Source organism: Janthinobacterium sp. LS2A, assembly GCF_036543145.1.
GTDB classification, from domain to species: domain Bacteria; phylum Pseudomonadota; class Gammaproteobacteria; order Burkholderiales; family Burkholderiaceae_D; genus Janthinobacterium; species Janthinobacterium aestuarii.
Genome location: NZ_JAZHPB010000002.1, coordinates 189,638 through 214,025, shown reverse-complemented (window position 1 = coordinate 214,025; position 24,388 = coordinate 189,638). Strand labels below are relative to the sequence as shown.

17 protein-coding genes are annotated in these 24,388 nt (G+C 65.3%); 5 read left to right on the top strand and 12 right to left on the bottom strand.

The window, feature by feature from the left end; translation table 11 throughout:
- The 5 genes from V3C40_RS06750 (at position 1) to V3C40_RS06730 (ending at position 7,687) form a co-directional block, all read left to right on the top strand.
- Positions 1-2,412 (top strand): catalase, encoded by a 2,412-nt coding sequence (locus V3C40_RS06750; RefSeq protein ID WP_331776962.1) that lies wholly within the window; start codon positions 1-3, stop codon positions 2,410-2,412.
- A gap of 189 nt (positions 2,413-2,601) precedes the next feature.
- Entirely contained in the window at positions 2,602-4,296 is a 1,695-nt protein-coding gene (locus V3C40_RS06745; RefSeq protein WP_331776961.1) for an MFS transporter, read from the top strand.
- Entirely contained in the window at positions 4,283-5,464 is a 1,182-nt protein-coding gene (locus V3C40_RS06740) for an HlyD family secretion protein (protein WP_331776960.1), read from the top strand. The genes V3C40_RS06745 and V3C40_RS06740 overlap by 14 nt, the downstream gene beginning before the upstream one ends.
- Positions 5,461-6,855, top strand: coding sequence for an efflux transporter outer membrane subunit (locus V3C40_RS06735; RefSeq protein WP_331776959.1), 1,395 nt, complete (start codon positions 5,461-5,463; stop codon positions 6,853-6,855). Before V3C40_RS06740 ends, V3C40_RS06735 begins: the two co-directional genes overlap by 4 nt.
- A 91-nt stretch (positions 6,856-6,946) precedes the next feature.
- Positions 6,947-7,687 (top strand): tetratricopeptide repeat protein, encoded by a 741-nt coding sequence (locus V3C40_RS06730; RefSeq protein WP_331776958.1) that lies wholly within the window; start codon positions 6,947-6,949, stop codon positions 7,685-7,687.
- A 39-nt stretch (positions 7,688-7,726) separates the two neighbouring features.
- Here V3C40_RS06730 and V3C40_RS06725 read toward each other — a convergent pair whose 3' ends face one another.
- The 12 genes from V3C40_RS06725 to V3C40_RS06670 form a co-directional block, all read right to left on the bottom strand.
- Positions 7,727-8,704, bottom strand: coding sequence for a hypothetical protein (locus V3C40_RS06725; RefSeq protein ID WP_034747205.1), 978 nt, complete (start codon positions 8,702-8,704; stop codon positions 7,727-7,729).
- A gap of 131 nt (positions 8,705-8,835) precedes the next feature.
- A complete protein-coding gene (locus tag V3C40_RS06720; protein WP_331776957.1) occupies positions 8,836-11,952 on the bottom strand; it encodes an efflux RND transporter permease subunit in 3,117 nt (1,038 codons plus the stop codon).
- Positions 11,953-11,961: 9 nt separating this feature from the next.
- Positions 11,962-13,128 (bottom strand): efflux RND transporter periplasmic adaptor subunit, encoded by a 1,167-nt coding sequence (locus V3C40_RS06715; protein WP_331776956.1) that lies wholly within the window; start codon positions 13,126-13,128, stop codon positions 11,962-11,964.
- Positions 13,129-13,140: 12 nt separating this feature from the next.
- On the bottom strand, positions 13,141-14,553 hold the full coding sequence (locus V3C40_RS06710) for an efflux transporter outer membrane subunit (RefSeq protein ID WP_254798572.1): 1,413 nt from the start codon (positions 14,551-14,553) through the stop codon (positions 13,141-13,143).
- On the bottom strand, positions 14,550-15,278 hold the full coding sequence (locus tag V3C40_RS06705; protein ID WP_072455626.1) for a CerR family C-terminal domain-containing protein: 729 nt from the start codon (positions 15,276-15,278) through the stop codon (positions 14,550-14,552). The genes V3C40_RS06710 and V3C40_RS06705 overlap by 4 nt, the downstream gene beginning before the upstream one ends.
- Positions 15,279-15,542: 264 nt before the next feature.
- Positions 15,543-16,904: a hybrid sensor histidine kinase/response regulator gene (locus V3C40_RS06700; protein ID WP_219327781.1), complete on the bottom strand. Its 1,362-nt coding sequence runs from the start codon at positions 16,902-16,904 to the stop codon at positions 15,543-15,545.
- Positions 16,905-17,046: 142 nt separating this feature from the next.
- Complete coding sequence (locus V3C40_RS06695; RefSeq protein ID WP_072455622.1) at positions 17,047-17,781, bottom strand: 2OG-Fe dioxygenase family protein; 735 nt, start codon at positions 17,779-17,781, stop codon at positions 17,047-17,049.
- Positions 17,782-17,883: 102 nt separating this feature from the next.
- On the bottom strand, positions 17,884-19,920 hold the full coding sequence (locus tag V3C40_RS06690) for a TonB-dependent receptor (RefSeq protein ID WP_331776955.1): 2,037 nt from the start codon (positions 19,918-19,920) through the stop codon (positions 17,884-17,886).
- 22 nt (positions 19,921-19,942) lie between these two features.
- Positions 19,943-20,431, bottom strand: coding sequence for a DUF6702 family protein (locus V3C40_RS06685; protein ID WP_331776954.1), 489 nt, complete (start codon positions 20,429-20,431; stop codon positions 19,943-19,945).
- Positions 20,428-22,803, bottom strand: coding sequence for a M1 family metallopeptidase (locus V3C40_RS06680; protein ID WP_331776953.1), 2,376 nt, complete (start codon positions 22,801-22,803; stop codon positions 20,428-20,430). The genes V3C40_RS06685 and V3C40_RS06680 overlap by 4 nt, the downstream gene beginning before the upstream one ends.
- Before the next feature lie 165 nt (positions 22,804-22,968).
- On the bottom strand, positions 22,969-23,430 hold the full coding sequence (locus tag V3C40_RS06675; protein ID WP_070301370.1) for a MarR family winged helix-turn-helix transcriptional regulator: 462 nt from the start codon (positions 23,428-23,430) through the stop codon (positions 22,969-22,971).
- Positions 23,431-23,451: 21 nt separating this feature from the next.
- Positions 23,452-24,327, bottom strand: a complete 876-nt coding sequence (locus V3C40_RS06670; RefSeq protein WP_331776952.1) for an aldo/keto reductase family oxidoreductase — start codon at positions 24,325-24,327, stop codon at positions 23,452-23,454.
- Positions 24,328-24,388: the final 61 nt, after the last annotated feature.

Sequence of the window (24,388 nt, the reverse complement as noted above, 5' to 3'; positions counted from 1 at the left end):
ATGGCTACCAGCAAGAAAACGCCGTCCACGGACGGTGCGGGTTCCGTATTGAGCAGCATGTCCGGCCCATCCGACAGCAATGCGCCGCACAGCCTGGGCGCGGACAATGACGTGACCCGCGCGCTGCTGCAAAAGACGGCCGCCAGTCAGCAGTTGTCCGCCGCCATGGCCGTCAATCCCAAGGAAGATGGCCAGTATGGCGACGCGGCGCGCACGCCGGTCGAAGGCGTGCATGTGGCAACGGGCGAGCCGCTGGCCACGGCCAGCACCACGGGCGAAACGACAGCGTCTCCGAAGACGGGCGGCGGTCAGCCCGCGCTGGGCGAGAATGCGCGCAACGCCTCGCTCGATGGCGTCCGTGCCGACGATAGCGGCTGCGTGCTGACGACGAACCAGGGCGTGCCCGTGGGCGACAACCAGAATTCCTTGAAGGCGGGCTTGCGCGGCCCCACCCTGATGGAAGATTTCATCCTGCGTGAAAAGCTCACGCATTTCGACCATGAGCGCATCCCAGAGCGCGTCGTGCATGCGCGCGGTTCGGCCGCCCATGGCTATTTCGAATGCTACAAGGAACAAAGCAAGCTGACGCGCGCCGCGCCGTTCGCCAAGGCGGGCAAGCGCACGCCCGTCTTCGTGCGCTTTTCCACGGTGGCCGGCGAACGCGGTTCGACCGACACGGCGCGCGATGTGCGCGGCTTCGCCGTGAAGTTTTATACGGACGAGGGCAACTGGGATCTGGTCGGCAATAACATCCCCGTCTTCTTCATCCAGGATGCGATGAAATTCCCCGACGTGGTCCACGCCGTCAAGCCCGAGCCGCACCATGGCATGCCGCAGGCGGCCAGCGCGCACGACACCTTCTGGGATTTTGCGTCGCTGTCGCCGGAAATCACGCACATGCTGATGTGGGTCATGTCGGACCGCGCCATCCCGCGCAGTTATCGGATGATGCAGGGCTTCGGCGTGCATACCTTCCGCCTCGTCAATGCCAAGGGTCAGTCCGTGTTCTGCAAATTCCACTGGTCGCCGATGGCCGGTACGCATTCGCTCGTGTGGGACGAAGCCGTCAAGATCAGCGGTGCCGATTCCGATTTCCACCGGCGCGACCTGTGGGAAGCCATCGAGTGCGGAGAATACCCGGAATACGAGCTCTCCTTCCAGGTCTTCACGGAAGCGCAGGCGGAAGCGTTTCCCTTCGACGTGCTCGACCCGACCAAGCTGATTCCCGAAGAAGTCGTCCCTCTCATCCCTGTTGGGAAAATGGTCTTGAACCGCAATCCCGACAATTTTTTTGCCGAGACGGAGCAGGTGGCGTTCTGTACGGCGCACATCGTGCCCGGCATCGATTTCAGCAACGATCCGCTGCTGCAGGGACGCATCCATTCCTATGTCGATACCCAGCTGACGCGCCTGGGCGGCCCGAATTTCCACGAGATTCCCATCAATGCGCCGCTGGCGCCCGTGCACAACAACCAGCGCGACGGCATGCACCGCCAGGCCATCAACCGGGGCCGGGTCGCGTATGAACCGAACTCGCTGGCGGGCGGCTGTCCGTTCCAGGCGGGTGCGAAAGGTTTCAACAGTTTCCCCGCCTCCGCCGAAGGCGACAAGGTGCGCGGCAAGCCCGAGAAATTCGCCGAGCACTATGGCCAGGCGCGCCTGTTCTGGATCAGCCAGACGCCTATCGAACAAGAGCACATTGTGCATGCGTTCCGCTTTGAACTGAGCAAGGTGCAGACGGTGGCCATTCGCCAGCGCATCGTCGCCATGCTGCGCAATGTCGACGAGACCCTGGCGCAGCGCCTGGCCGATGGCCTGGGCCTGGCGCTGCCGCCCGTCATGCCGCGCGCCTCGCTGCAGCCGCTGCCGACGTATCCGCCATCGCCAGCCCTGTCGCTCTTTTTCCGCCCCGGCAAGAGGGGCATCCATACCCGGCGCGTGGCCATCCTCGTGGGGCCGGGCAGCGATGGCGCGCAGGTGCGCAATATCTATGCCTCGCTGCTGGCCGACGGCGCCGCGCCGCGCCTGGTGGGCAGCCACCTTGGCAAAGTCGACACCAGCGGCGGCGTGCCGCTGGCCGTGGAAATCTCGCTCGAAGCGGGGCCGGGCGTGCTGTTCGACGCCGTCGTGGTGCCGGACGGCCAGGGCGCCGTGCAGCAGCTGGGCAGCGACGCCAATGCGCTCGACTTCCTGCGCCTGCAATACCGCCACTGCAAGCCGATGCTGGCCATCGGCGCGGGCAAGGACCTGCTGGACAAGGCTGGCGTGCCGGTGACACTCCCTGATGGCAAGCCCGATCCCGCCATCATCGTCGCGCCATCCGGCGACGTAGTGAAAGCCGTGGCTGCGTTCAAGAAAGCGCTGGCCGCGCACCGGGCGTTTGCGCGCGAGACGGACCCGCCGCGGGTGTGATACCCGCTTGAACGGAGGACAGGGCGGGCCTGGCTCGCCCTGACTCCATCAACGCCCGCAATTGCGTGCAACAATGTAAACAATAAAAACGTCCTGCGGTGCTATGCTGCTGACTAGAACTGTTCATTTGCCACTATCTGCATAACAGCAGCAAGGAACGGCTTCAGCAAACCGGATCGCGATTACTGCATGGACAAGTACACACCTCGCACCTGGGGGCCGGGCGAACGCCCGACCTTGCCCGGGTCGCCATCGATGCCCGAACATTCGACGCCCAAGCGTGTCGCGTATTTCATCGTCGGCCTGATCGTCGCGCTGACGGGGGGGCTGGGTAACGGCCTGGTGACGGCCAATTTGCTGAACCTGCAAGGTTCGCTGGCCGCTTATGCCTACCAGATGCAGTGGCTGCCGGCCGCCTACGTGATGACCATCGTTTCCATGAATCTGCTGCTGGTGAAGTTCCGCCAGCAGTTCGGCCTGCGCCTGTTTACGGAAGCGTTCCTGGTGCTGTATGCGCTGGTGACGTTCGCCCACTTGTACGCGAATACCTTGCCGTCGGCGATCGCCGTGCGCGCCGCGCATGGCATGGTGGGCGGCGCGCTGGGGGTGCTGGGCCTGTACTACACCCTGCAGGCGTTTCCCGCGCGGCACCGCCTGAAGGGCGTGGTGCTGGGCCTGGGCTTTGCCCAATTGGCCTTGCCGCTGGCGCGCATTTTTACCTCCGAACTGCTGCAGATCGGCGAATGGCACGGCCTGTACCTGTTCGAACTGGGACTGGCCCTGCTGGCGCTCGGTTGCGTGCTGGCCCTGAAACTGCCTCCGGGCGACCGCGTGCAGACGTTCGAGCCGCTCGATTTCCTCACCTTCATCCTGTTCGCGCCCGGCGTGGCCCTGCTGTGCGCCGTGCTGGCGCAGGGGCGCACGGCGTGGTGGATGGAGTCCGAATGGGTGGGCGTGTGCCTGGCGTGCTCCATCGTGCTGATCGCCGCCTCGCTGGCCATCGAGCATAACCGCGCGCGCCCGCTGCTCAACACGCGCTGGCTTACCACGGGCAAGATCGCCAAGCTGTTTTTATCCGTGCTGCTGTTTCGCATCGTGCTGTCCGAATCGACGGGGGCCGTCGGCTTTTTGCAGGCGCTGGGCCTGAACACGGACCAGATGCAGAACCTGTTCGTCGTGGTGCTGCTGGGCAGCGTGGCGGGCCTGGTGGTCAGCGCGCTGACGATCAATCCGGCGACCCTGAACCGCTCGCTGATGTTCGCGCTGCTGCTGATCGCCGCCGGCGCCCTGATCGACGCGCACGCCACCAGCCAGACGCGCCCCGTCAACATGTATGTGAGCCAGTTCCTGCTGGCCTTTGGCGGCACGTATTTCCTCGGTCCCACCATGGTGGCGGGCATGGGCGCCGTGATCGCCGAACCGCGCAACCTCGTGAGTTTTTCCGTGATGTTTACCATGACGCAGAACCTGGGCGGCCTGCTCGGCGCGGCCATCGTCGGCACCATTCAGACGGCGCGCGAAAAATACCATTCCAGCTACCTGGTCGAGCATCTCACCATGCTCGATCCGCAGGTGGCTGCGCGCGTGCAGTCGGGCGCCGCAAGCTATGGCGGCGTACTGATGGACCCTGCCTTGCGCAGCGCCCAGGGCGTGGCGCGCCTGGGCGCCGTCGCCACGCGCGAAGCCAATGTGCTGGCCTATAACGACGTTTTTTTGATGATCGCCGGCGTCGCCATCGCCACCCTGGTCTGGATGCTGGTCAGCCAGTCCTGGACCCGCATCACCACCGGCGCGCGCCGCCTGGTCGGCCCCGTGCGCGATGCGCAGACGGCCATGGCCATCGTCCCCATTACCAATTCGGAACCGAGCAATGACAGAAAATAATACTCCGCCACCAGCACCGACAACGCCCGCAGCCGCGACCACGCCGGCGCCAGCCACTTCCACGGCGCAGCCGGACCGGCGCCACCAGTGGCTGTCCGCGCTGGCCTTTGCCGCCGTGGCCCTGGTGGGCGTGCTGATCGTGCTGTATGCGTGGCGTCTGCCGCCGTTCACCAGTCCCATCGTGACGACGGAAAACGCCACCGTGCGCGGGCAGGTGACCATCATCGGCACGCAGCTGTCCGGCTATGTGGTGGAAGTGACGGTGCAGGATTTCATGGATGTCAAGGAAGGCCAGCTGCTGGTGCGCATCGATGACCGCATCTACCAGCAGCGCTACGAGCAGGCGCAGGCCCAGCTGGCCGCGCAGCAGGCGGCGTTGTCGAACTGGGCGCAGCAAAAGGCCAGCGCGCAGGCGGGCATTTCCGTCAGCGAAGCGGCCCTGGCCAACGCGGAAGCGCAGGCGCGCAAGGCCAGCGCCGATCTCAATCGCGTGGAGCAGCTGGTGGCCGATGGCTCGCTGTCGCAGCGCGAACACGACCAGTCGCGCGCCACGCAGGCGCAGATGGCGGCGGCGTTGGCGCAGGCCCGCGCCAATCTCGACATCGCCCAGCAAAGCGTGCATAGCGTGGTGGTCAACAAGCAGGCGCTGGAAGCGGCCGTGGCCAACGCGCAGGCGGCCGTCAAGGCGGCGAAGATCGACCTCGATAACACGCGCATCGTGGCGCCATCCGATGGACAGCTGGGCCAGGTGACGGTGCGCCAGGGCGCGTACGTGAATTCGGGCGCGCAGCTGATGGCGCTGGTGCCGCGCCAGATGTGGGTGATCGCCAATTTCAAGGAAACGCAGATGAATGGCGTGCAGGAAGGGCAGAGCGCCACCTTCCACGTCGACGCGCTCGACGGCGCCGTGCTGACGGGGCAGGTGGAGCGCATTTCGCCGGCCACGGGTTCCGAGTTCTCCGTGCTGCCGGCCGATAACGCGACGGGCAACTACCTTAAAATCGCCCAGCGCATTCCCGTGCGCATCCGCATCGATGCGGGGCAGGCGAATGCGCGCCGGCTCGTGCCCGGCATGTCGGTGGTGGTCAGCGTCGACACGTCGGCCGTGCTGAACGACTCGGCGGACAATCCGGCGCCGCCACCGCCGCCGAAGAAGGCCAAGCCATGAAGCGCCGTTTCCTGCTGATGGCCGGCGCGCTGGCGCTGGCCGGTTGTGCCGCCAACGAGCCACCGCAGCCTGCATCGGCACTGCAGTTGCCGTCCGGCTGGCGCGCGCAGGCGGCCGGTGCGCCTGCGGCGACCGAGGCCCATGTCGAGCAGCTGTGGTGGCAAGCCTTCGGCGACCCGGTCTTGAGCGACCTGGTGGGCGAGGCGCTGGCGCGCAATGGCGACTTGCGCGTGGCGCGCGCCCGCGTGCAGGAATACCGCGCGCGCCTGGCGCAAGCCGACGCCAACCGCGCGCCCAACCTGGCCTTCGACGGTTCGCCCACGCGTACGCGCACGCTGGCGTCCAGCGGCAAGCCGTATGTGACGAATGTCTTTCAGGCGGAACTGCAGGCCAGTTATGAAATCGATGTGTGGGGCCGGCTGGCCAGCCTGAGCGATGCGGCGGGCGAGAGCTACCGCGCCGAACAGGCCAGCCTCGATGCGGCGGCCCTGTCGATCGCCGCCAGCGTGGCGACGAGTTACCTGAATCTGCGGGGACTCGACGCGCAGCTGGCGCTGACGCAATCGACCCTGCAGCTGCGCGAACAGTCGCGCGAGCTGGCGCGCAAGCAGTTCGAAGTGGGCTACAGCTCGCGCCTGGAATGGCTGCAGGCGCAATCGGAATACCATGCGGCGGCCGAGCAGGTGCCGCAGCTGCAGCGGCAGATCTTCGAACAGGAAAACGCGCTGGCCATCCTCGTCGGCGGCAATCCCGGTCCCATCGCGCGCGGCTTGCCGCTGGCCGAGCTGGCGGCGCCTGGCGTGCCGGCCGGCTTGCCATCCGAATTGCTGCGCCGGCGGCCCGACATCGCGCGCGCGGAACACAACCTGGCGGCCGCCAACGCCAGCCTGGCCGCCACGCGCGACCAGCTGCTGCCCTCGTTCAAGCTGACGGCCGTGGGCGGCGGGCAAGCAACGACTTTGACCGATTTCCTGCATGCGCCCACTGCCCTGTGGCGGCTGACGGCGCTGGCGGCCGGCCCCCTGTTCGATGGCGGGCGCGTGCAGGCGCAGACGGATGCGGCCGGGGCGCAGCGCGACCAGCTCGTGTACACGTATGAAAACGTGGTGCGCAATGCCTTCGCCGAAACGGAGAACAGCCTGGGCGCCATCTACCGGCTGCGGCAGCAAGCCGTGGAAAACGATGCGCGCCGCGCCACGGCGGCGGACACCCTGCGCATCGCGCACAACCGCTACCGCAACGGCTATGCCTCCTACCTGGAAGAACTCGACGCCCAGCGCACCCTGTACAGTGCCGACGTGGGGCTGCTGCAGCTGAAGACGCGCATCCTCGTCGCTTCGGTCGACCTGTACCGCGCCATGGGCGGCGGCTGGTCGGCCAAGGCGCAATAGGCGCGTGTGTACGGCGCGGCCAGTGTAATATTCTGAGCAGGGAAAGCGGCGGCATGGTGCCGGCTGCTCCCATCACGAACGAGGTCGCAGCATGACGATTTTTGGCATAGGCATCCACATCCTGATCGCGGTATTTTTTGCGATCCATGTGGTGCGCAACGGGCAGCAGCTGTACTGGCTGCTCATTTTATTCATGTTCCCGCTGCTGGGCAGCGTGGTGTATTTCTTCGCCATCTACCTGCCCAATTCGCGCCTGCCGCAAGGCGCGCGCAAGGTCGCTTCGGTGGCCGTGCAGGTGCTCGATCCGAACCGCGAATTGCGCGAGGCGAAAGCGGCCTTCGAGTACACGCCGACGGCGCAAAACCAGATGCGCCTGGCCAGCGCGCAGCTCGAAGCGGGCAATGCAAAGGAAGCGGCATCGACGTACGAAGCCTGCCTGCAGGGGGCGTTCGCATCGGACCTGGAAATTCGCCTCGGTGCGGCGCGCGCCTACCTGGAGTGCGAACGGGGCGCCGAGGCCTTGACGCACCTCGAATTCATCCGTCGCACGGATATGCATTTCCGTCCCGAAATGGTGTCCCTGCTGACGGCGCGCGCGCTGGCGCAAAGCGGGCGCCAGGTGGACGCGAAAGCGGAATTCGACGATGCGCTGACGCGCTACAACAGCTTCGAGTGCCGCGCCGAGTGCGCGATCTGGGCGCTGCAGCAGGGCGACAAGGTATTGTCGGAACGCCTGCTGCTCGATATCGACAGCGCTATGGCCCGCTGGAGCAGCCATACGCGTGCCATGTATGCGCCGCTGCTGGTGCGCCTGGAAGCGGCGCGCAAGTAGCCGGCTTACGTGGGGTCAGACCCGGCGGGTCTGACCCCATTAGACGCCCGGCACCGTGTTCTTCCCTTCAATCAGTTTATATCCCTTGCCATCGAAGCCGTAGCGCGCGTGGTTGTTCAGGGGCGTGGCGATGCGCGGCGGGTCTTCGTCGGGCTTGACCGTGACGCCGGGCTTGATCTTCTCGGAGGCGCCCTTGAAATCGATCAGCAAGTCATCATAGGCGCCGCCATTGCGCGCCGGCGCGAAGCGCCAGTTCCCCTTGACCATCCAGCACTCGTCCGTCTCGGGCCCGCAGGCGCCCATATTGTCCGAATACAGGTCGATGGCGCCATCGAGTGAGGTGACCTTGCCGTCGCCGATTTCAAACAGGGCCAGTTGCGTGATGGTGTAGCCCTGGCCCGTATAGCCATGGCGGATCGCCAGTCCCGGCTTGTTCGCGCCCAGCATGACCCAGTGGACTTCGCCGAGCTGCCCCGACGAACCCAGGGCGGCGATGTTTTCCAGGCGTTTCACGACTTGCCACTGGCCGTCTTCCGGCTGGCCCTTGGGCGCCAGAAAAAAGACATTCAGCAGCCCCGGCGAAGCATGCGCCGATTCGGCCGTGCCTTCCGTGTTGGCCGTTTCCGCATTCGCCACCAGGATGGCGCTGCCATCGGGCAGCAGCTTGTGGCTGACGGCGCTGACCACGTAACTGAGCTTGTCGACGTGGTTATCGGGATCGGGCAGGTCGGCCAGCGCATCTTCGCTGTCGCTGCGGTAGTCCTTGCCGAAGACGGCGCGCATCATGCCCACTTCACGCTCGCGCGCCTGGGGCGTGTTCATCGCTTCCGTCCTCGGTGCGGTGGCGGATGGCGGCGGCACGTGTTCGGCCGATGCGGTGTCTGCTGCGGCAGCGGCAGCGGGGACTTCGGTGACCACGTCAGCTGCCAGGTCGGCGCTGGCGGGGGCGGTCTTGTCCGAGCAGGCGCCGAGCAGCGCGGATGCCATCAGCAGGACGAGCGGGGTGCGGTAATTCATAGGCAGGGCAGATTGCGTTCATGGAGAATGGGCGCAGTATGCCAGATAGATGAAAGCGAGGGAGCGCGGCCTGGCGGCCGGTCCCTCGTTTTCTTGCCCGCACGGGGCGATTTTGCAATTGACCGTGGCGTTTATTTTTCCAGCGCCACCTTGTCGTCGCGCCGCAGCGGCGCCTTCTGGCGGCGCAGTTTCGCCATGCCGCGCTTGAGCAGGTGCTCGAGGTCGTCGATGTAGGTGAACACGGCCGGCACTACCAGCAAGCTCAACAGGGTCGACGTGATCAGGCCGCCGATGACGGTAATGGCCATCGGGGAACGGAAGCTGGGGTCGGCGCCCCAGCCCAGCGCCAGCGGCATCATGCCGGCGCCCATGGCGATGGTCGTCATCAGGATGGGGCGGCTGCGCTTGTGGCAGGCGTCGACCAGCGCATCGAAGCGGTTCATGCCGGCCTGGCGCGCCAGGATCGCATAGTCGACCAGCAGGATCGAGTTCTTCGTGACGATCCCCATCAGCATGATCAGGCCGATCATCGACGGCATCGACAGGGCGCTGCCCGTGATCAGGAGCGCCACGAAGGCGCCGCCGATCGACAGCGGCAGCGCCGCCAGGATGGTCACCGGCTGCATGAAGTCCTTGAACAGCAGCACCAGCACGCAATAGATGCACAGCACGCCGATCAGCATGGCCAGGCCGAAGCTGGCGAACAGCGAGGCCATTTCCTGCGCGTCGCCCAGTTCGGCGATCTTCACGGATGGCGGCAAGTTCTTCATCGACGGCAGCGCGCGCGCCTCTTCATTCAGTTCGCCCAGGGTGCGCGAACCGAGTTCCACGTCGAGGGTCACGTTGCGGCTGCGGTTCAGGCGGTCGATCTGCGCCGGGCCGCTTTCCATCGTCACCGTGGCCACGTTCGCCAGGCGCACGGGACCATTCTTGCCGGGCACGGTCAGGCGCTCGATGGCTGCCAGGTCTGCGCGCACGCTGTTGGGCAGCTTGACGCGGATCGGCACTTGCCGCTCGGGCAGGTTCATTTTCGTCAGGTCCGTGTCGTAGTCGCCGGCCGTGGCCACGCGCACGGTTTCGCCGATGGCCGCCGCCGTCACGCCCAGGTCGGCCGCCTTGGCGAAATCAGGACGCACGATGATTTCCGGGCGCACCAGCGAGGCGCTGGAATTGACGTTGCCGATGCCTTTCAGGCCGCGCAGTTCGCGCTCGACCTTTTGCGCCGCCGCCATCAGCGCCACCGGGTCTTCCGAGCGCAGCACCAGCTGCATCTTGACGCCTGTGTCGGGCGGTCCCACCGTGAAGCGGGCGCCGGGGATGGTATCGAGCTTCTGGCGCAGCTGCGTTTCCAGGTCCGCCATCGATTCCTTGCGCTCCGTGCGGTGCACGGTGGTCAGGGTCAGCACGGCGCGGCGCGCCTCGGCTGCGGCGCCGGGGGCGAAGGCGTCGCCGCTCGAGCCGCCGCCTATCGAACTGAAGACGCCTTCAATGCCCGGCGTGCGCATGGCCGCATCGCGCGCCAGGGCTGCCACGGCCTGTGTTTCGCCCAGGGTGGAGCCGGGCGGCAGTTCCAGGTTGATCTGCGTCTGCGCGCGGTCGGCGGCCGGCACGAAACCAGTCGGCAGCAGCGGCACGAGCGCGATGGCGCCGACAAAGAACAGGGCCGCGGCGATGGCCGTGATGCCGCGGTGGTTCAGGCACCAGCGCATGACCGTCAGGTAGCGCGTCATCAGCCAGCCATCCTGCTCTTCCTTGTGCGGCAGCGGTTTCAGGATATAGGCCGCCATCATCGGCGTGAGCAGCCGCGCCACCACCAAGGACGCCAGCACGGCCAGCACGGCCGTCCAGCCGAACTGCTTGAAGAACAGGCCGGGAATGCCGCTCATGAAGGCCGTCGGCAGGAACACGGCCACCAGCGCGAAGGTGGTGGCGATGACCGCCATGCCGATTTCGTCGGCCGCTTCCATGGCCGCTTCCATCGGCGACTTGCCCATGCGCAGATGGCGCTCGATGTTTTCGATTTCCACGATGGCGTCGTCGACCAGCACGCCGACGACGAGGGCCAGCGACAGCAGGGTGACGGTATTGAGCGTGTAGCCGAACCAGTAGATGCCGAGGAAGGCGGGCATCACGGACAGGGGCAGGGCGGCGGCGGCCACCAGGGTGGCGCGCCAGTCGCGCAGGAACCACCACACCACCAGCACGGCCAGCAGCGCGCCTTCGTACAGCAGTTCCATCGAGCCGTCGAAGTTTTCCTCGACGGGGAAGGCATTGTCGATCGACTGCTGCAGCACCACGTTCGGGTTTTCCTTCTGCAGGTCGGCGATGGCGTCGCGCGCGCCCTTGGCGACGGCCACTTCGCTGGCGCCCTTGGTGCGGAATACTTCAAAGGCGACGACCGTCTTGCCATCCTGCTCGGCCAGTGCGCGCGGTTCGGCGATGGTATCGCGCACGGTGGCGACCTGGTCCAGGCGCACATGGCGCCCGTCCGGCAGCGGCACTTCCACGCGCGACAGTTCATCGGCCGTTTTCACTGTGGCGATGGTGCGCACCGACTGCTCGGCGCCGCTGATGTCGCCCCGCCCGCCAGGCGCTTCGCGCTGCACCAGGCGCAGCTGGCGCGACACGTCGAGGGCCGACACTTTCAATGCGGCCATGCGCGCCTCGTCGAGTTCGACCTGGATCTCGCGGTAGACGCCGCCGACTCTGGTGACGGCGCCCACGCCGGGCACCGTCAACAGGCGCTTGGCCACCGTATTGTCGACGAACCAGGACAGGTCGGGAGCGTCGAGCGCGTTGTCCACGCCCGGTTTCGCCGTGGCGATAAAGGTCAGCACGACCCTGCCGGCCGTGGAAGCCTTGGTGACGGTGGGGTCGCGCAGCTCGGCCGGCATGTCCGCCTTGACGCGGGCGACGGCGTCGCGCACATCGTTGACGGCTTCGGCGATCTGCTTTTCCAGGATGAATTCGACGGTCACCGTGACGACGCCATCGAGCACCTTGGTGTAGATGTTTTTCACGCCTTGCAAGGTGGCGACGGAGTCTTCGATCTTGCGCGCCACTTCTGTTTCCAGCTGGGCTGGCGCGGCGCCGGGCAGCACGGCGCTGACGGTGACGATGGGCAGTTCGATGTCGGGGAAATCCTGCACCGGATTGGCCTTGTAGGCCAGCAGACCGGCCAGGGTCAGCAGCGCGAACAGCATGATGGCCGGGATCGGGTTCTTGATCGAGAGGGAGGAAAAATTCATGGCCTCTCCTTACTTTTTCGCTGCCGGTGCTACAGCAGCCTTGGCCGCTGCCGGAGCCGGTACATTCCGTACCAGATCGCCGTCATTGAGGAAGCCTGCGCCGCTGACGACGATGGTGGTGTCGGCCGTGATGCCGCCAAGGATTTCAATGCGGTCGCTCAGGCGCCGTCCGGCCTGCACCTTGATCTGGCTGACCCGCTGGTCGGGATTGAGGCGGAAGACATAGCTGAAGCCATCGCGCACGGCAATCGCCTGTTGCGGTACCGTCAGCGCGCCCGAGGTGCCCAGTTCGAATTCGCCGCTGGCGTACATGCCGGCCTTGAACGGCGCGTTGCTGCCCGTGCCGGCAGGCAGGTCGACATACACGAGGGCGGAACGCGTCTGCGGATCGACGGTAGGGGCGATCATGCGCACCTTGCCCGTCAAGACGCTGCCGTTGGCTGCCTTCACTTGCGCCAGGGTGCCCGGCTTCAGATTCAGCAGCTCGGTGGCCGTCACTTCGGCGCGCCATTCGAGGCGGCCCTGGCGGATCATGCGGAACAGTTCCGTGCCGGCGCCCACCACCGACCCCACGGTGGCCGAGCGCGAAGAGATGATGCCGCTGTCGGGCGCCACCACCTGCGTGTATTTCAGGCGCAGCTGCTGCGACGCCAGCTGCGCCTTGGCGGACGCGATGCGCGCGTTGGCCGTCTGTTCTGCCGTCAGGTACTGACTGATCTGCTGCGCGCTGATGGCGCCCGTGCTTTGCAGCGAGCGGGCGCGCTGCGCGTTGGCGGCCGCTTCCGCCGCATTGGCTTGCGCTTCCAGCACGGCGGCCTTCGTTTGCGCCACGTCGGCGTTCACCGTGTCGTTCGAGAACACGGCCAGCACCTGGCCGGCGCGCACGACGTCGCCCACGTTCACGCGCACGTCGGTCAGGCGCAAGCCGTTCGATTCGCTGCCGATGACGGCTTCCTGCCAGGCGGCCACGTTGCCGTTGGCCTTCAGCTTGATGGGCAGGCTGGCCGTCTGCGGCTTGGCCGTGGTGACGGTGAGCGCCGGTTTTTGCGTCGCGTTTTTATCCTTGGCGTCATCGGCCGCCGTAGAGGAAGGAGAGTACAGGGCCACGCCCGCACCCAGCATCACGCAAAGGGCGGCAAGGGCGAACGCCATCGGTTTCAAGGTCAGTTTTTTCATGTTGTGTATCCGTCAGGGGGCGTTGTTGGCGATGGCGCTGCTGGTCCAGCCGCCGCCGGCGGCGCGGTACAGCGCTACCCAGGCGGCACTGCGTTCGCGCTCGAGGTTGACCACCGTGTTTTCGGCGGCCAGGCGCGTGCGGCGCGCGTCTTCCAGTTCGATCAGGCTGGCCAGGCCATTCTTGTAGCGGTCTTCCGTGGCGACAAACGACACGCGGTAGCCTTCCAGTGCCGTTTGCGCATGGCTACTGCGCTCGTCCGTGCTGGCCAGGTTGACCAATGCCTCTTCCACTTCGCGCACGGCCTGGCGCACGCCGGCGCGGTATTTCACCACGGCTTCGTCGTAGCGCGCCGTGGCCGCATCGATCTGCGCGCGGCGCGTGCCGCCGTCGAAGATGGGCAGGCTGACGGCCAGCGGGCCGATGCTCCAGGTGCTGGCCGTGATGCTGGTGCCGCCGGCGCGGATATTGCCCTTGCCGATGGAGCCGGCCAGGCTCAGGCGGGGATAGCGCTGCGCCTGCGCACCGCGCACTTCGAAGCTGGCGGCCGCCACTTCGCGTTCGGCGCTGTAGATGTCGGGGCGCTGGCCCAGGGTTTGTGCCGGCAGTTCCGCAATCGCCACGGGCGAGGGCAGGATGGCGGGGCTGGCCGCCAGTTTCTCGCGCAGCGACGCTTCCGGCATGGCCGACAGGGCCACCAGCGCTTTGATATTCACGTCGCAGGCGGCGCGCTGTTCGATGGCGCGGCTGGCGCCTTCGGCGGCGCTGGCGCGGGCCAGGGCGACATTGGCGGGCGGCTGGAAGCCGGCGCCGGCGCTCAGTTCCGTCAGGCGCGCCGAGTCGCGGCGCGAGACGGCATCCTGTTCGGACACGGCCTGCAATTGCTGGCAGGTGCGCAAGGCGTAGTACTGGTTCGCCACTTCGGCGGCCACCGAGACGCGGGCTTCATGCCATCCCGCTCGGGCGCTGTCGTAGCGCTCCTGGGCCGCATCGCGCGTGGCGCGGTTGGCGCCGAACACGTCGATTTCCCACGACGCCTGCAGCGCGGCCTGCGAGGTGGTGCCGCTGGGCTGGGCCGATTGCTGGCTGGTGCGCACCACGCTGCCTGTCGCGTCCAAGGTGGGCGCCAGCGCGGCGCCGCTGGCGATGCGGTCCGCGCGCGCCTGCACGATGCGCGTGCCTGCGGCGGCGATGGTCGGGCTGACCTGCTGCGCGTCGTTGATCAATTCCACCAGCAGGCTGTCGCCCTGGCCCTGCCACCAGCTGGCCAGGTCCGTCAGCTTGCCGTTATGCGGCAGCGGCGCCTGCCACTGCGCGGGCGCGCTGGCGGCCACCGCTGCGGGCGGCCCTTGCAGGGCGCAACCGCCCAGCGCCAGCACGATGCTGGCGGCCAGGGCGCGTTGAACGGTGCATCGAATAGTCGTCATGCTGGTCCTTCTGCTTGTCGTTGAGTGGTAGAGGAGGAGGGCGGAGTGGCCAGGCGCCGTCGCTCGACGTCGGCCATGGCCAGCGCATAGTCGGTCAGGCGCGCGAGCCAGGTGTCGATCGCATGCGGCGATTCCAGCAGTTGCGGGCGCAAGGTGTGCAGCACCTCGGTGCCCACCATGTGCTGCAGTGCCAGCGAAGCGATGGAAAACGCCAGCCGGTGCATGTCGTCGCTGTTGTCGGGCGCGCCCAGGTGGCGCGCCAGCACGCGCGTGAGCGCTTCGTGTTCGGGGCGGATGTTCTGGTCGATCTCGCGCGTCCACAGGCCCGTCGGTTCGAGCATTTCGCGGCACCACAGGCGCATGCAGTCGCGCGCGATGTCGCCCTGCTGCATGGGAGCGAGCAATTGCGCATAGAAGCCTTGCAGGCTTTGGCGCAAGGTGAAATGCGGTTGCTCGTACAGGGCGATATTGTCTTGCGGGTCCGCTGACTGCTGCGCAAAGGCGGCGCGGTACAGTCCCGCCTTGTCGCCAAAATAGTAGCTGATGGCGGCCGCGTTGGTGCCGGCCGCCTGCGCCAGCTCGCGCGTGGACGTCTTGGCGTAGCCTTGCTCGGCAAACAGGCGGATGGCGCTATGCAGCAGCCGCTCGCGCGACTGCTCGCCGTCGGAACGGGGCTTGCGCCCGTCGTCGGCATGGGAAGTGGGGATGGCGTTTTTTTCAATCATGCCGGGGATTTAATCATATATCTCAAACGATTGATATAACTAAGCCGGTTGATTTAGTTAAGAAAGGATGAAGATAATGAAAAACGCAGGCAAAAAAAAGCCCGCGGTTGTATTCGCGGGCTGAATCCAATGTTCGGAGAACGAATTGGAGGAGACAGTTCTACTATAGCGCTGAAAATGGTGCAGTGCAATACCGTAGAACTACTGTATCGGCCTCTTTTCGATGGCAAAAAGCCGGTATTCCATGCTGCGGCGCACAGAAGCTCAGGTCTTGCTGCGCAGGGCCAAGGTAAACGTGCTGCCCGAGCCGTAGTCGCTGTTGAAGAACAGGGCGCCGCCGATGGCGTTGGCCAGGTTCTGGCACAGGTACAGGCCCAGTCCCGCGCCTTCCACGTGGCGCGTGGAGGTGGAATCGAGCTGCGAGAAGGCCTGGAACAGCTTGGCCTGGTCTTCTTCCTTGATGCCGGCGCCGCTGTCGGCGATGCTCATTTCCGTCACCAGCACGCCGTCTTCGTCGCGCTGGGCCAGGCTGATGCGCACCGTGCCCTGTTCCGTGAACTTGATGGCGTTGTTGAGCAGGTTGATGAGGATCTGTGTCAGTGCGCGGCGGTCCGTGTCGATGATGGCGGGAGATTGGCCCGGCTCGCCCAGTTCGAGTTCCAGCGCCAGGCCTTTTTGCTGGGCCAGGGGACGCAGGGTGTCGGCCACGTCGGCCATCAGTTCCTGGCAGTGCACGGGTTCTATCGACAGGGTCAGCTTGCCCGCCTCGATCTTGGCCACGTCGAGGATGTCGTTGATCAGCGAGAGCAGATGGCGCGCGCTGGCGCGGATGGTGTTCAGCTGCTTGTCCTGGTCCGACGTCAGGGGGCCGGGCAGTTTCATCAGCAGCGCGCCCGTGAATCCGATGATGGCGTTGAGCGGCGTGCGCAGTTCATGCGACATATTGGCGATGAAGGCGGACTTCATGCGGCTCGCTTCGGCCAGCTCCAGGTTTTTCAGGGCGATTTCGCGGTTGATGGTTTCCAGTTCGGCCGCATGGTGCGCCAGGCGCATGTTCAGCTCGATCACCTGGCGTTCGCGCGCCTGCAGTTCGCCGTTGACCTGCACCGCCTGTTCATACGTGGAGATCAGCAGGTCGAGGATTTGCTGGCGTTCCGCATTGATGAAATGCTTCTGGTCGCCCAGGTACAGGGCGATGCCGATTTCCACGTTCTGGTTCTTGCGCAGCTTCTGGTTCATCAGCATGTGGCTGATGCGGTTGAGCAGGTAATCTTCCGCGTAGGGCTTGCGGATGAAATTGTCGGCGCCGCACTCGATGCCGCGGATGATGTCCTTCGGATCGTTGAGCGAGGTGACGAGGATCACGGGGATGTCGCGCAGGGTCGGATCGGACTTGATGGCGCGGCACAGGTCGTAGCCATTCATTTCAGGCATGACGATATCGGACAGCACCAGGTGCGGCTTGCGCTCGCGGATGGCGGCCAGGGCCAGCTGGCCATTCGCCGCCACGCGCGCGTTGTAGTGCAGCGACTGGATCAGGCGGCGCAAGCGCTCCGCCTGGGTCGGGCTGTCCTCGACGATCAGGATCTCGATTTCGTCAGGCTTGATTTGGTTGTTGGAGTCCACAGACCTCTCCTAGGATTTCAGTGTGGTGATGCTGGGCGCCGTGAGCGCGCAATATCGACATCGTATGACTATATCGGATTTAGGTCTGCAAAAGTAACTTCCAAGTAACTATTTTGGCCACAGGCAATGCTGTGGCCGCCTGTCAGTTTTCGCCCTGGAACTGGCCTGCGCGATAGGTCAGCACGAGGGTGTCGCGGTGGCCGTGCTCGCCGACGGGCTGGATCGGCGTCGATTCGTGGATGACGGCGGCGTCGTCGAGCAGCAGCAGCGACCACGGCTCGGTCAGGGTAAAACGCTTGCCGTTGGGGCCATCCGCTTCGAATATACGCGTCTCGCCGCCCTTGACCTGTTCGCGCCCGATCAGCAGCACGGCGACGAAATCGACGCCATCGCGGTGCGCGCCTTCCGGCGTGGGGCGGCCGATGCCGTCCGTCGTATCGATGCGGAACTGGTGCGCCTCGATGAACCACGGCTGGCTGCCCTTGACTTGGGAGCAGACGTCGCCCAGCGCGCGGATCAGCTGCTGCCAGGCCGCTTGCGCGACGATAGCCGCTTCGACCGGTTCGAACAGGCGGTGCATGCCGCCGTGCAGGGCGTTGTATTCCACCGGTTGCCAGTGCGGACGGTGCGCCGTCTGCGTCAGGCGTTCGCCATCCTGCACGAAGCACGAGTGGCGCCGGCGGCGATAGCGGCCGCCATCCTTCAGGTAATTGTCCAGCGCCAGGGTATTCCAGCTCCCTTCCAGCGCGCGCAATGCGTCCAGCGGGCAGCCGGCCAGCGCGGCCACGTCCTGCGGGCGCAGGACGGCATAGCCGTCATCGCGCAAGGCTTCCTTGACGTGGGACGGGTCGGTAAAGATCGGTGCGGAAGTGCTCATGGCGGTGCGGCCGCAACGCGGCCTGTCTCAGTTTATCCAGCCTGGCATTCTACGACTTCGCGGCGTTTCCTGTGCAGTCCGATAAGAATTATTCTTGTTTACTTAAAAATTCTTTACCAGGGTCAGGCGCAGTGAGCGCGATTCCACCGGATGGAAGTGGATGTCGTCGACGGGCTGCGCCTCGCCGGGCAGGCGCGAGGCATAGTAGTAGTCGATGGCCGAGTCGCGCCGGTTGGCCAGGTTGTAGCCTTCGACTTCCACGCGCAAGGTCTTGTCGATCTGGTAGGCGATGCGCCCGTTCAAGCCCACGCTGGCCGACGAGCGCACGCTGTTGTCTTCCATCAGCGGGCGCGGACCGAAGTAGCGCAGGCGCAGGGAGCCCGACCACGGCCCTGGCGGCGTCACCGTCATGGCCAGCTGGGCCACGCCTTCGATGGCGCCGGGGATGAAGTCGCCCGCCGGGTCGCTGCCGCGCGAGCGTGCGCGCGCATACGCGAGGTCCAGGTCCAGCGACAGCCATCTGGCCGCCTTGTAGTAGCTGGAAAACTCGATGCCGTAGCGGCGGCTGGGGCGGCCCGCTTCGGTGGCGCCCGCGTCGCCGATGAACAGCAGCTCGGAATCGAAGTCCAGCCGGTACAGCGACAGCGACGTTTGCAGGCCGGCGATGGCGGCGCTGCGCAAGCCCAGTTCCAGTCCGCGCGAGCGCACCAGCGGCGTGACCTTGTCGGCCGCTTCGCCCGTCTTCGGATCGACCGTGATCGTCGTGCCGCGCGCGTCGTTGCTGTGAAAACCATTGCCAATGTTGATATACGCTTCCGTATCGCGCCACGGTCCGACGATCACGCTCAGGCTGGGGCTGAACAAATGGTCGCTGGCCTTGCCCGAATTGGCGGCGCGGTCGCTGCGCACGTCGAAGCGGTAGGCATCCGCGCGCAGGCCGGCGACGGTGCGCAGCCAGCGCGACCAGCGCGTGCTGTTTTCGCCATACACGCCGATGCTCGATTCGACGATATGGTCTTGCCGCGTGGTCGACACGACCTGCCGCTGCCGCGTGTTGTACAGGCCATTGTGGATATTGTCGTTCTGTAGCTGCAGGCCGATGGTGGTGTCGCTGCTGCCCCTGTCCGTGTGGCGGTGCCAGGTGTGGCTGGCGTCGAGGCCGGCCGTCACGCGCCGGTCGGGCTGGGCGAACTGGTCGCCGTTATCGGGGTCGTCCATCGCATACGTAAAATTCGAGAACAGGGCCAGGCGGTTGGCGATCACATACGCGCTGACTTTGGACGACATGTCGTCCGTCGTCCGGCGCCAGGCGCCCGACAGGCTGTAGCGCTGGGCCTTGCCGCCGTCGCTGGCATCGATGGCGTCGAAGCGGCCCAGGGTGCCGTCCTGCACGGCGCGCAGCGGAATCTGGTCGGTGGCATTCCAGCTGGCGTCATACGCCATGGCCGTGACGTTGAAGCCGTTGTTGGCATAGCCTTCGCTGTAGCGCAGCACGCCATTGCGCTTGCGGTAGCGGTCCGGCTGCGTGAACGGGCCGTCGTTGCGCTGCGTTTCGAGCGCGTACAGCAGGCTGCCGTCGCCCGCATCGAGCGTATCGGCCAGCAGGGCGCGGCGAAAGCCGTTTTGCCCGACGCCCACGCTGGCGATGCCCTGCGTCAGGCGGTTCGCGTAGACGACGGACGCCGCGCCCGCCGAGGAAAAATCGCCTTGCGCCGCCGAATACGGCCCCTTTTTGTAATCGAGGCGCATGGCCAGTTCGGGGATCAGAAAGTTCAGGTCCGTCCAGCCCTGTCCGTGGCCATGGCTGCGCTGGTTGACGGGCATTTCGTCGACCGTGGTGCGCAAGTCCGTGCCATGATCGAGGTTGAAGCCGCGCAGGTAGAACTGGTTGGCCTTGCCCTCGCCGCTATGCTGGCTGACGATCAGTCCCGGCACGGCTTCGAGCAATTCGCCGGGCCGGTAGCTGGTGCGCGCATCGAGCTGCTGTTGCGTGACGCTGCCCGCGTTGGCCGAATCGGCCACGCCCAGCTGGTTCAGGCGCGAACCGTCGATCAGCACGCGCTGGAAGATGTCGTCGGCGTGGGCGACGGTGGCTGAAAACAGGGCGGCGAGGAACAGGGGAAGAGAGCGTGGCGTCATGGATGTAATAGGGGGGCGGGCCTTAGCGGATCGGCAGTTCCGTGTTCTGGCGGTCGAAAATCAGCGTCTGGATGGCGCCGCTGTCCTGCACGTTGAGGGTATTGCGCTGGCTGGGCAGGAAGTCGATCAGCAACTGGTTGTGGATGCGCGTGGCGGGGGCCAGGCGCGGGCGTTCGAGCTCTTGGAAGATGACCACATTGTCGGCGTTGACCTTCATGCCGACCCAGTTCAGGCGCAAGCGCTTGCCATCCGGTCCTACCAGGTAAAACTGTTTTTCCACATAGCGGCGCAGCGCCGCTTCGCTGTCTTCCTGGCCCAGGTCGAACTGGCGCTGGTACAGGTTCGTCAGCAGCGCCTCGACGTCGTGGCCCGTGTAGGTGTGCACCACTTCCGTGCTGCCGCTGGCCGCGTTGTAGCTGATGTCGGCGATACCCATGTGGAAGTTGTGGGCGCCGGCCGCCATGCTGGCGCAGGCCAGCAAGGCAGCGCCCAGCGCGCGCCAGCGCTTCATGCCTCGTCGCCCTTGGCCGAGCCGCCGTTCTGGCCTTTCAGCGGCGTATGAAAATCGCGCATCAGGTTATCCTTGGGCGACTTCTCGCTCTTGAACAGCTCCAGGCGCGATGGCGTGATCTTGCGCGGCCAGCTGTTGTTGCTCGTGTCGATGTCGGCCGTTTCCCAGTACGGGTCTTGCACCAGACCCACCATCGGCTCATCGGTGATGACGACCTTGGTGATTTTCTTCGGCGAGTAGCGCCACACTTCGGCCGGTACGCGCTCGACGTACTTCTTGCCGCTTTTCAGCTCGATCTCGAGGATCAGGGGCATGACCATGCCGCCCACGTTCGACAGGTCGACCAGGTACAGGTGCTTGCCCTGTTTCAGCAAGTCCTTTTCCCACGGTTCCAGGGCGGCCAGCGCTTCGGCGTAGGCGTTGCGGTCCTTGTTGGTGACCGTGAAATCGTCATGCTGGTTGTAGAAATCCTTGAGCTCCGGATGCGCATCGACGCGGCGCGGCATGCCCTTGTTGGCGCGGCTCGTGACGGATTCCGGCTGGGCCTCTTTCTGCGCCTTTTTCCACGCTTTTTCCGTGGCCGGATCTTTCGAGCTCACGCCGTATTCGCTGATGCCGTCGATGCTGATGTCGACCGGGTCGGTCGTATAGAACCAGCCGCGCCAGAACCAGTCGAGGTCCGTGCCCGAAGCGTCTTCCATGGTGCGGAAAAAGTCGGCGGGCGTGGGGCGCTTGAACTTCCAGCGCTGCGCATATTCCTTGAATGCGTAGTCGAACAGTTCGCGCCCGAGGATGGTCTCGCGCAGGATGTTCAGGCCCGCCGCCGGCTTGGCGTAGGCGTTGTTGCCGAACTGCAGCAGGGACTCGGAATTGGTCATGATCGGTACCTGGTCGCGGCTGCGCATGTAGTCGACGATCTCGCGCGGCTCGCCCCGTGAGGCAGGATAGTTTTCTTCCCACGCCTGCTGCGCCAGGTATTGCACGAAGGTGTTGAGGCCTTCGTCCATCCACGTCCACTGGCGCTCGTCCGAGTTGATGATCATCGGATAGTAGTTGTGGCCCACTTCGTGGATGATGACGCCGATCAGGCCATACTTGGTGCGCTTCGAGTAGGTCAGCTCGCCCGTCTTCTTGTCTTTCACCGGACGGGGGCCGTTGAACGAGATCATCGGATACTCCATGCCGCCCACGGGGCCGTTGACGGAAATGGCCGTCGGGTACGGGTAGTCTATGCTGTACTTGTTGTACTGTTCGATCGTGTGCACGATGGCTTGCGTGCTGTACTTTTCCCACAGCGGATTGCCCTCTTTCGGATAGTAGGACATGGCCATCACATCGCTGCCGCCCTTCTTGTAGCCCTGTGCATCCCAGATGAACTTGCGGCTCGAGGCCCAGGCGAAGTCGCGCACGTTGGCCGCCTTGAAGTGCCACGTCTTTTGCGCGCGGCTGACAGTTTTCTCGGCCGCTTCCGCTTCCTTTTGCGTGACGATGACGACGGGCTTGTCGCTGCCGCGCGCTTTTTCCAGGCGCTCGCGCTGCGCGGCAGACAGCACGTCCTGCGGATTTTGCAGCTGGCCCGTGGCGGCGACGATATGGTCGGCAGGCACCGTCAGCTGCACGTCGTAGTCGCCGAACTCCAGCGTGAATTCGCCCGAGCCGAGGAACTGCTTGTGCTGCCAGCCGGCCGCGTCGTAATAGGCGGCCATGCGGGGAAACCACTGCGCCACTTCGAACAGGGCGTTCTTGTCGTCGAAGACTTCATAGCCGGCGCGCCCGCCCAGCACCTTCTGTTCGTTGATGCGGTAATCCCAGTCGATCTGGAAAGCGAAATCCTGGCCCGGCTTCAAGGGCTGCGGCAGGTCGATGCGCATCATGGTGCGGTTGACAACGTACTTCAGGGGCTGGCCATCGGCGCTTTTCAATGCGCGGATATTGAAGCCGCCCTGGAAGTCGCCGCGCGCGAGGATGCCGCGCAAGCCTTCGAATTTCATCGTGTCTTCGCCCGTCGTCTTGGCCCACGCCTGGCGCGATGGCGCCGTGGCCATGCGGCGCGCGTCGGAATCGGGCTTGTAGATATTCTGGTCCAGCTGCACCCACAGGTAGCCGAGCGTGTCGGGCGACTGGTTGTGATAAGTGATGGTGCCGCTGCCGGCGATTTCGCGTTTGGCTTCATCGAGGGTGGCGCGGATCGTGTAGTCGGCGCGCTGCTGCCAGTAGGCGTGGCCTGGCGCGCCGGAGGCGGTGCGGTAGGTATTCGGGGTGGGCAGCACTTCTTCGAGCTGGCGGAACTTGTCGTCGAATGGCTCGGCGGCAAAGGCCGATACGGTAAAGCACAGAGCCAGCGAAGCGACGGAGCCGAAAGGTATGCGCATGATCACCCTGATGTTGTTGTAAGGAAATAGTGGCAACTATTCTATACGCAGGGTGGGGCCATCCATGTATCGATTTGTAATAAAGAAAGGCGGATTTCGCGCCAGCTTTTGCGTGGCGCTGTCAGGGCGATGCTTTGCCTGATTTTGCTCGGAAAAGCGGTGCTTTCACTCACTTTTCATCAGGCTGTCGCGCAACTGGTTCAGTTGTTGTTTCATGTCCACAACCTGCTCCACGCTGCAGTGGCTGGCCGCCAGGATGGCCTCTGGCAGCAGGGCCGCCTCGTGGCGCAGCTGGTCGCCCTGCGGCGTGAGGGAGATGATGACCTGGCGCTCGTCGCTGGCGGCGCGCGTGCGCGTGAGCAAGCCCGATTGCTCCATGCGCTTGAGCAAGGGCGTCAGGGTGGCCGAGTCGAGGAACAGGCGCTCGCCCACTTCCGACACCGTCAAGCCGTCGCGCTCCCACAACACCATCATCACCAGGTATTGCGAATAGGTGAGGCCGAGCTTGCGCAGCAGCTTGCGGTACAGCTTGTTCATGGCAAGCGAGGTCGAGTACAGCGCAAAGCATAGCTGGCCGTCCAGGCGCGGCACCTGGTGCAAGGGGTTGGGAGCGGTAGTGGTATCCATGGGTACAGTATATATAGTGCGCTACTTAGTTGCAAGCGACTTCAATGCCGCCAGCGCCTGCGCATCGAGCCTGAGCGCGCCGGCCGCGACGTTTTCGCGCAGATGCGCCACCGATGAAGTGCCGGGAATGACCAGCATGTTCGGCGCGCGCTGCAGCAGCCAGGCCAGCGCCACCTGCATCGGCGTGGCTTGCATGGCGGCCGCCACCTGGTTCAAGGTATCGGACTGCAGCGGCGAAAAGCCGCCGAGGGGGAAGAAGGGCACATAGGCGATGCCTTGCGCGGCCAGGGAGTCGATCAGCGCATCGTCCGCGCGGTGCGCCAGATTGTAGTGGTTCTGCACGCAGACGATGGGGCTGATGCGCTGTGCCTCGGCCACCTGGGCCGCATCGACATTGGACAGGCCGATATGGCGCACCAGGCCTTCGCGCTGCAGCTGCACCAAGGTGTCCAGCGGCCCGGCAAGCGACGAGCCGTCCGGGCCGGCCATGCCCGGTGCGCGCAGGTTGACCACGTCGAGCACGTCCAGGCCCAGATTGCGCAGGTTGTCGTGCACGGCGTCGCGCAGCTGCTGTGGCGATGCGGCAGGCAGCCAGGACTGGTCGGCGCCGCGCATGAAGCCGATCTTGGTGACGATGGTCAAGCCGTCGCGGTAGGGATGCAGCGCTTCGCGGATGATCTGGTTGGTGACGTGCGGGCCGTAAAAATCCGACGTGTCGATATGGTTGACGCCCAGTTCGATGGCCTCGCGCAGCACGGCGACGGCGGCGGTGCGGTCTTTCGGCGGTCCCCAGACGTGCGGGCCGGCCAGTTGCATGGCGCCGTAGCCGAGGCGGTTGAATACGATGTCGCAATGGGCGGGCGTGAATTGGTCGCGGGCGGGGGAAGGCGTGTGCATGGCAGCTCCTGTGTGGTGGTCGAGTAAGGGAGCAGCCATCGTAAGGCCGATTGCGCTGTAT

Bases quoted from the DNA above. Each gene is read 5' to 3' on its own strand.
- V3C40_RS06750 (WP_331776962.1), top strand. From the start codon at position 1: ATGGCTACCAGCAAGAAAACGCCGTCCACGGACGGTGCGGGTTCCGTA.
- V3C40_RS06745 (WP_331776961.1), top strand. From the start codon at position 2,602: ATGGACAAGTACACACCTCGCACCTGGGGGCCGGGCGAACGCCCGACC.
- V3C40_RS06740 (WP_331776960.1), top strand. From the start codon at position 4,283: ATGACAGAAAATAATACTCCGCCACCAGCACCGACAACGCCCGCAGCC.
- V3C40_RS06735 (WP_331776959.1), top strand. From the start codon at position 5,461: ATGAAGCGCCGTTTCCTGCTGATGGCCGGCGCGCTGGCGCTGGCCGGT.
- V3C40_RS06730 (WP_331776958.1), top strand. From the start codon at position 6,947: ATGACGATTTTTGGCATAGGCATCCACATCCTGATCGCGGTATTTTTT.
- V3C40_RS06725 (WP_034747205.1), bottom strand. From the start codon at position 8,704: ATGAATTACCGCACCCCGCTCGTCCTGCTGATGGCATCCGCGCTGCTC.
- V3C40_RS06720 (WP_331776957.1), bottom strand. From the start codon at position 11,952: ATGAATTTTTCCTCCCTCTCGATCAAGAACCCGATCCCGGCCATCATG.
- V3C40_RS06715 (WP_331776956.1), bottom strand. From the start codon at position 13,128: ATGAAAAAACTGACCTTGAAACCGATGGCGTTCGCCCTTGCCGCCCTT.
- V3C40_RS06710 (WP_254798572.1), bottom strand. From the start codon at position 14,553: ATGACGACTATTCGATGCACCGTTCAACGCGCCCTGGCCGCCAGCATC.
- V3C40_RS06705 (WP_072455626.1), bottom strand. From the start codon at position 15,278: ATGATTGAAAAAAACGCCATCCCCACTTCCCATGCCGACGACGGGCGC.
- V3C40_RS06695 (WP_072455622.1), bottom strand. From the start codon at position 17,781: ATGAGCACTTCCGCACCGATCTTTACCGACCCGTCCCACGTCAAGGAA.
- V3C40_RS06690 (WP_331776955.1), bottom strand. From the start codon at position 19,920: ATGACGCCACGCTCTCTTCCCCTGTTCCTCGCCGCCCTGTTTTCAGCC.
- V3C40_RS06685 (WP_331776954.1), bottom strand. From the start codon at position 20,431: ATGAAGCGCTGGCGCGCGCTGGGCGCTGCCTTGCTGGCCTGCGCCAGC.
- V3C40_RS06680 (WP_331776953.1), bottom strand. From the start codon at position 22,803: ATGCGCATACCTTTCGGCTCCGTCGCTTCGCTGGCTCTGTGCTTTACC.
- V3C40_RS06675 (WP_070301370.1), bottom strand. From the start codon at position 23,430: ATGGATACCACTACCGCTCCCAACCCCTTGCACCAGGTGCCGCGCCTG.
- V3C40_RS06670 (WP_331776952.1), bottom strand. From the start codon at position 24,327: ATGCACACGCCTTCCCCCGCCCGCGACCAATTCACGCCCGCCCATTGC.